Genomic DNA, 6,728 nt, shown 5'->3' on the forward strand with positions numbered 1-6,728 from the left:
AGGTGATCGCGGCCGTCCGCGCCCGAGCCCGCCCCCGCGGCCCAGCAGCCGGCGCCCACGCAGCCCGAGGCGCCGTCCGGCGAGGGCCCGTACGTGACGCCGCTGGTGCGCAAGCTCGCCGCCGAGCACAACGTGGACCTGTCCACGGTCAAGGGCACCGGCGTCGGCGGGCGCATCCGCAAGCAGGACGTCCTGGAGGCCGCGCGCGCCGCGCAGCAGGCCGCGCAGCAGCAGGCCGCCCAGGCCCCGCCCGCCGCGCCCGCTCCGGCCGCGGCACCGGCCGCCGCGCCGCAGGCACCGGCCGGCAGGCACGCCGCCCCGGCGCCCGCCGGCGCCCCGGCCGAGCAGCTCGCGCTGCGCGGCCGGACGGAGAAGATGTCGCGGATGCGGCAGACGATCGCCCGCCGCATGGTGGAGTCGCTGCAGGTGTCCGCGCAGCTCACCACCGTGGTCGAGGTGGACATCACCAAGATCGCGCGGCTGCGGGAGCAGGCCAGGGCCGACTTCCGGTCCCGCGAGGGCGTCAAGCTGTCGTTCCTGCCGTTCTTCGCGCTGGCGACGGTCGAGGCACTCAAGGCGCACCCGAAGCTGAACGCGGTCATCAACGCCGAGACCAACGAGGTCACCTACCACGAGGTGGAGAACCTCTCCATCGCGGTGGACGTCCCCGAGCGGGGCCTGATGGTGCCGGTGGTGCACAACGCGGGCCAGCTCAACCTGGGCGGCCTCGCGCAGCGGATCGCCGACCTCGCCGAGCGCACCCGCACCAACAAGGTGAGCCCGGACGAGCTGGCCGGCGGCACGTTCACGCTGACCAACACCGGCAGCCGCGGCGCGCTGTTCGACACCCCGATCCTCAACCAGCCGCAGGTCGGCATGCTCGGCACGGGCGCGGTCGTGAAGCGTCCCGCCGTCATCGACGACCCGGACCTCGGCGAGGTCATCGCGGTGCGGTCGATGGTGTACCTGGCGCTGACCTACGACCACCGCCTGATCGACGGCGCGGACGCCGCCCGCTTCCTCGCCACGATCAAGCACCGCCTGGAGGAGGGCAACTTCGAGTCCGAGCTCGGGCTCTGACCACCCTCCGGACGACCCCGGGACCCCGCCGCCGGCCATGCCGCGGCGGGGTCTCCGCATTTTCCGGCCCGCGGCGCGGGCGACCGGTCCCGCCGCAGGTGACTGGCCCAGGGACGAAGGCCGCTGAACGGAAAACGCACCCCAGAGGCTGAGAATCTCAGCATATGGTGGCGGGCTTCCGCCTAGGGTGGTGCCATGAGGGTCACCATCACGGGCTCGTCGGGCCTCATCGGCTCGGCGCTGGTGCGGTCGCTCCGGGGGGACGGCCACGAGGTCATCAGGCTGATCAGGCGGGAACCGACCAGGGCCGACGAGGCGCGATGGTCCCCCGCGGACGGCTGCGTCGACGCGGCGTCGCTGGACGGCGCGGACGCGGTCGTCCATCTGGCCGGAGCCGGCATCGGCGACCGGCCCTGGACGAAGGCGTACAAGCGGAAGATCCGGGACAGCCGGCTGGACGGCACCCGGACGATCGCGGAGGCCATCGCCGCCGCCGGCCGGCGGCCGCCCGTGCTGGTGTGCGGCTCCGCGATCGGGTACTACGGCGACACCGGCGGGCAGGAGGCCGACGAGAAGAGCCCCGCCGGGCGCGGGTTCCTGGCCGCCCTCGTCCGCGACTGGGAGGCCGCAGCCACGCCCGCCGCGGAGGCCGGCGTCCGCGTCGTCCACCCGCGGAGCGGCATCGTCCTCGCCCGCGAGGGCGGCATGCTGGGCGCCACGCTCCCGCTGTTCAGGCTCGGGCTGGGCGGCAAGCTCGGCGACGGCGGCCAGTGGACGAGCTGGATCTCCATCCGCGACCACGTCGCCGCGCTGCGCTTCCTCATCGACCACGAGATCGCCGGGCCGGTCAACCTGACCGCGCCGAACCCGGTGACCAACGACGCCTACACGCGGGCGCTCGGCGGCGTCCTGCGCCGCCCGACGCGGCTGACCGTCCCGAAGGTCGCGCTGCGGGCGGCGCTGCGCGGCTTCGCCGACGAGGGGCCGCTGATCAGCCAGCGGGTCCTGCCGCGGCGGCTGCGGGAGGCCGGGTTCCGGTTCGTCCACGAGGACGTCGACGCGGCCCTACGGGACCTCCTGTGATCGCCAAGAAACGTCAAAGTCGAAGCCGATCCCCTTGGACGGTCATACGGTGACGTAGTCATACCGTGACATTGGGCAAGCGTGGTCTACGAGGAGGGTGAATTGAGCACCGACGGACAGCCGCACATCCTCGCGATCGGCGGAGGCAGCTTCGTCCCCGACGCGCGGAACGGCCTCGCGCCGAGCCCGCTGCTGCGCTACGCGTTCGACCTGACGGGCCAGGACCGTCCGAGGATCTGCTTCGTGACCACGGCGCTCGGCGACGGCGCCGAATACGTCTCCCGCTTCTACACCGCGTTCTCAGCGATGGACGCCGAGGTCAGCCATCTGGCGCTGTTCCCGATGCCGAACGTCCCCGACGTCCGGGCGCACCTGCTCAACCAGGACCTGGTGTACGTGTCCGGCGGCAGCGTCGCGAACCTGCTGGCCCTGTGGCGGCTCCACGGGCTGGACGAGATCCTGCGGGAGGCGTGGCACGACGGCGTGGTCCTGTCCGGGCAGAGCGCGGGCGCGCTGTGCTGGCACGTCGGCGGCACCACCGACTCGTTCGGCCCGCACCTGCGGCCGCTGACCGACGGCCTCGGGTTCCTGCCGTACTCGTGCGGCGTGCACTACGACAGCGAGCCGCAGCGCCGCCCACTGCTGCAGCAGCTCGTCGGCGAGGGGACCCTGCCCGGCGGGTACGCGGCCGACGAGGGCGTGGCGCTCCACTACGTCGGCACCGAGTTCGTCCAAGCCGTCTCCTACCGGAAGGACTCGGGCGCCTACCGCGTCGAGCCGGACGGGCCCGGCACGGCGAAGGAATCGCGCCTGGAGCCCCGGCTACTCGCCTCCCTGTAGAACCCAAGGATTTCCTGGCCTTTAAGCTGGCTCGTGTGAGCGATGTGGACGTACGCGAGCTGGTGGTGGTGCACGCGGGGTTCGGCACGGCGGCCGTCCCCTACGTGGAGGGCTGGGAGCTGCAGAGACGCACCCACGCCCTGCGTGTGGACAACGCGATCCCCGACACCGTCCTGCTGCTGGAGCACGAGCCGGTCTACACGGCGGGCAAGCGCACCGGGAAGCTCGACCGGCCGCTCGGCGACCCTGGCGCGCCGGTCGTGGACGTGGACCGCGGCGGCAAGATCACCTGGCATGGCCCGGGGCAGCTCACCGGCTACCCGATCATCAAGCTGCGCGACCCGGTCGACGTCGTCGGCTACGTGCGGCTGCTGGAGCGGATGATGATGGACGTCTGCGCCGACCTCGGCCTGGCGACCGTCACCGTCGAGGGACGCAGCGGGCTGTGGGTCTCCGGGACCCCCGACCGCAAGATCGGCTCGATCGGGGTCCGGGTGTCGCGGGAGGTCGCGATGCACGGGTTCATGCTGAACTGCGACAACGACATGGACTGGTTCGACCGGATCATCCCGTGCGGGATCCGGGACGCGGGCTCCACGAACCTCAGCCGGGAGCTCGGCCGGGACGTCACGGTCGCCGAGATCGTCCCGCTGGTGGAACGGCATCTGGCCGCCGCCCTCGGCGCGGAGGGCATGCTGCACCGGACGGCGGCGCAGCTCGAAGCCCTGGCGGGGCTTCAGGAATCGGCGGCCATCACCTTGTAGACGGCCTGGCCCTCGGTGGCGGCTGCCGCGAAGAACTCCCCGAGCCCCTTGTAAGCGGGTTTGAGGAGCTTGTCGCGGACGGCGGCGTCGAGCCGGCCGGCGTCCTGGACGCCGGCCCTGCCCATCGCGGCCGGGTCGAACCGTCCGGCGAGCTCCCCGAACGGCGTCCCGGTGAGGTGGTCGGCGGCGGGCTTCACCCGGTCGGGCGCGAGGTAGATGACGTCCATGCCCAGCTCGTCGGCGCCGTCCTCGGTGAGCAGCCGCCCGCCGCACACGACGTCGGCCTCGGGCTGGCGCCCGTCCCACGCGTCGCCGGTGCAGAGGTAGTGCATCGCCTGCCACGCCCAGCCGAGCTCGAACAGGACCGGCGCGCCGCGCCGGCGCCATTGGGCGTCGCCGAAGACATGGCGAGCGATCCGTCCGGGATCCTGCTCACCCTCCAGCACCGGCGGCACCCTGAGGTACGACATTGCCAGGCCCACGGCGGTCCTCCTGCTGACGCTGTTGCGTGACGACAGGGAGTCACCTTAGAGAGATCCACTGTTGGGCATGGCGGAAACACAACGAATCGGCGGATCGGACGGGCCACTGTCATCCGTTCGATATCGCTCCGAGATGCCTTTGAGCCCCACCCGGTCGGAAACCGCCCGCACGGCGGTCCTGACGGCAGGGCGGTGGGCGGTGTGCCGGGACCGGAGATCGCGACGTACGCTGGGTCCCGTGACGACGGTAACCCCAGAGGGGCGCAAGCTGCTGCGCGTCGAGGCGCGCAACAGCCAGACCCCCATCGAGCGCAAGCCCGACTGGATCAAGACACGGTTGAAGATGGGCCCGCAGTACCGGGAGCTCAGCGGCCTGGTGAAGGCGGAGGGCCTGCACACGGTGTGCCAGGAGGCCGGCTGTCCCAACATCTTCGAATGCTGGGAGGACCGCGAGGCCACGTTCCTGATAGGCGGCGACCAGTGCACCCGGCGCTGCGACTTCTGCCAGATCGACACCGGCAAGCCCGCCGAGCTCGACCGGGACGAGCCGCGCCGCGTCGCCGAGTCCGTCGCGACGATGGGCCTGAAGTACGCCACCGTGACCGGCGTCGCCCGCGACGACCTCGACGACGGCGGCGCCTGGCTGTACGCCGAGACCGTCCGGCAGATCCATGCCGCGATCCCCGGCTGCGGCGTCGAGCTGCTGATCCCCGACTTCAACGCCGTCCCCGAGCAGCTCGCCGAGGTGTTCTCGTCCCGTCCCGAGGTGCTGGCGCACAACGTGGAGACCGTCCCGCGGATCTTCAAGCGGATCCGTCCCGGGTTCCGGTACGAGCGCTCCCTCGAGGTCATCACCCGCGCCCGCCAGGACGGCCTGGTCACCAAGTCGAACCTGATCCTCGGCATGGGCGAGACCCGCGAGGAGGTCTCCCAGGCCCTGCGCGACCTGCACGCCGCCGGTTGCGAACTGATCACGATCACCCAGTACCTGCGGCCGAGCGCCCGGCACCACCCGGTCGAGCGGTGGGTGAAGCCCGAGGAGTTCGTCGAGCTGTCCGCCGAGGCCGAGGAGATCGGCTTCACGGGCGTCATGTCCGGGCCGCTGGTGCGCTCCAGCTACCGCGCCGGGCGCCTCTACAAGCAGGCCGTCGAAGCGCGCGCCTAGGTCCGGGGGCTGTCGGGACGGGCGTCCGACCCGACTATCCTTGTATCCATGTCGAAAACGCCCACGGACGGGGCCCAGGAGCGTCCGGGCCGCCTCAAGCAGATCCGCATGGTCGCCCAGGTGCTCCGGCAGGCCGACCCGAAGGCCCTGCCGATCGTGTTCGCGTCGGCGATCGGGACGCTGGTCGTCGTCGTCCTGATCGGGTTCCTCTTCGGCCAGCTGTGGTTCTTCGTCCCGCTGGGCGTCCTCGCCGCCGTCGCCGTCGGCATGATCGTGTTCGGTCAGATGGCGCAGCGCGCGCAGTACAAGGTGATCGCCGGGCAGCCGGGCGCGGCCGCCGCGATCCTGAAGAACATGCGCGGGAACTGGACGGTCACCGAGGCGGTCAGCGGCAACCGCAACCTCGACATGGTGCACCGCGCGGTGGGCCGCCCCGGGGTGGTGCTGGTGTCGGAGGGCCCGCGCAACCGGGTCGGGCAGCTCCTCGGCGCCGAGAAGAAGCGCCTCTCCCGCGCCGCGCAGCAGGTGCCGATCTATGACGTCCAGGTCGGGACCGACGAGGGCCAGATCCCGGTCGACAAGCTCCAGCGCCACCTGATGAAGCTGCCCCGCAACCTCACCAAGGGCCAGGTGGCCGAGCTGAACGACCGCCTCCAGGCGCTCCCCCGGTCGATGCAGATGCCGAAGGGCCCGCTCCCGAAGGGCGCGAAGATGCCCAAGGGCCCGAAGCCCAAGATGCGCTGACGCCCTGCGAAAAGCGCCCTCCGGTGGAGGGCGCTTTGTCGCGTTCGGCTGGCTTTGTCGCGCTCGGTTGCTTCAGATGTTGACGACGGCGGTGTTGCTGGCGCGGTCGTGCAGGCCCCGGTAGTCCCGGTCCCAGATCAGCGCGGGGACGATGAGGACCAGCAGCAGCGTCCTGGCCAGCGCCCAGCCGAGCCCCACCGGGCGCCCGTCCAGCCGGGTGACGTGGATGCCGCAGAGCCGCTTGCCGATCGTCACGCCGATGAACGCGGTCAGCAGCCACGCCTGGACCGCGAAGATGACGAGCGTCCACATGCTGCGCTCCGCCGGGTTCCAGCCGAGCGACCGCGCGAGCAGGCTCGCCACCAGCATCGACAGGCCCCAGTCGACGAACAGCGCGACCAGCCGCCGGGGGTAGGACGCGACGGCGCCGCTGCCGCTCTCGGGGAAGCCGATCCGCTCTCCGGGCTCCCCCAGATCGACCCCGGCCGAGGGCGCCCCGCCGAGCCACGTCTGCGTCCAGCGCGGCCCGCCTTTACCACTGCTCATGGCGCCTACGCTATCCCGTCCCTC

The 6,728-nt window shown here is 71.9% G+C and carries 7 protein-coding genes and 1 pseudogene; 6 read left to right on the plus strand and 2 right to left on the minus strand.

Annotated features, from left to right (window positions below; genetic code table 11):
- Positions 1-18: 18 nt before the first annotated feature.
- From sucB to lipB, 4 genes and pseudogenes are all read left to right on the plus strand, one after another.
- Positions 19-1,080, plus strand: a pseudogene (sucB, locus tag ETD83_RS37865) (2-oxoglutarate dehydrogenase, E2 component, dihydrolipoamide succinyltransferase); the annotation flags it as partial.
- Between the two features lie 195 nt (positions 1,081-1,275).
- Positions 1,276-2,163 (plus strand): TIGR01777 family oxidoreductase, encoded by an 888-nt coding sequence (locus ETD83_RS37870; protein ID WP_138650015.1) that lies wholly within the window; start codon positions 1,276-1,278, stop codon positions 2,161-2,163.
- A gap of 102 nt (positions 2,164-2,265) precedes the next feature.
- Positions 2,266-3,003, plus strand: a complete 738-nt coding sequence (locus ETD83_RS37875; RefSeq protein ID WP_138650016.1) for a Type 1 glutamine amidotransferase-like domain-containing protein — start codon at positions 2,266-2,268, stop codon at positions 3,001-3,003.
- A gap of 35 nt (positions 3,004-3,038) precedes the next feature.
- Positions 3,039-3,767 carry a lipoyl(octanoyl) transferase LipB gene (lipB, locus tag ETD83_RS37880; protein ID WP_230421463.1) on the plus strand — a complete coding sequence of 243 codons (729 nt, stop codon included), beginning with the start codon at positions 3,039-3,041 and terminating at the stop codon, positions 3,765-3,767.
- On the opposite strand, the gene ETD83_RS37885 is transcribed toward lipB, so the two are convergent.
- Positions 3,740-4,249: a DUF1877 family protein gene (locus tag ETD83_RS37885; protein ID WP_138650017.1), complete on the minus strand. Its 510-nt coding sequence runs from the start codon at positions 4,247-4,249 to the stop codon at positions 3,740-3,742. The two genes, lipB and ETD83_RS37885, sit on opposite strands and share 28 nt — an antisense overlap.
- 238 nt (positions 4,250-4,487) lie before the next feature.
- Here ETD83_RS37885 and lipA point away from each other — a divergent pair, with 238 nt between their 5' ends.
- Both lipA and ETD83_RS37895 read left to right on the plus strand, forming a co-directional pair.
- Positions 4,488-5,414, plus strand: coding sequence for a lipoyl synthase (gene lipA / locus ETD83_RS37890; protein ID WP_138650018.1), 927 nt, complete (start codon positions 4,488-4,490; stop codon positions 5,412-5,414).
- A gap of 48 nt (positions 5,415-5,462) precedes the next feature.
- Positions 5,463-6,158: a DUF4191 domain-containing protein gene (locus ETD83_RS37895; RefSeq protein WP_138650019.1), complete on the plus strand. Its 696-nt coding sequence runs from the start codon at positions 5,463-5,465 to the stop codon at positions 6,156-6,158.
- 72 nt (positions 6,159-6,230) lie between these two features.
- On the opposite strand, the gene ETD83_RS37900 is transcribed toward ETD83_RS37895, so the two are convergent.
- On the minus strand, positions 6,231-6,704 hold the full coding sequence (locus ETD83_RS37900) for an RDD family protein (RefSeq protein ID WP_138650020.1): 474 nt from the start codon (positions 6,702-6,704) through the stop codon (positions 6,231-6,233).
- Positions 6,705-6,728 lie beyond the last annotated feature (24 nt).

Origin of the sequence: Actinomadura soli (assembly GCF_005889715.1) — a bacterium.
Classification (GTDB): domain Bacteria; phylum Actinomycetota; class Actinomycetes; order Streptosporangiales; family Streptosporangiaceae; genus Spirillospora; species Spirillospora soli.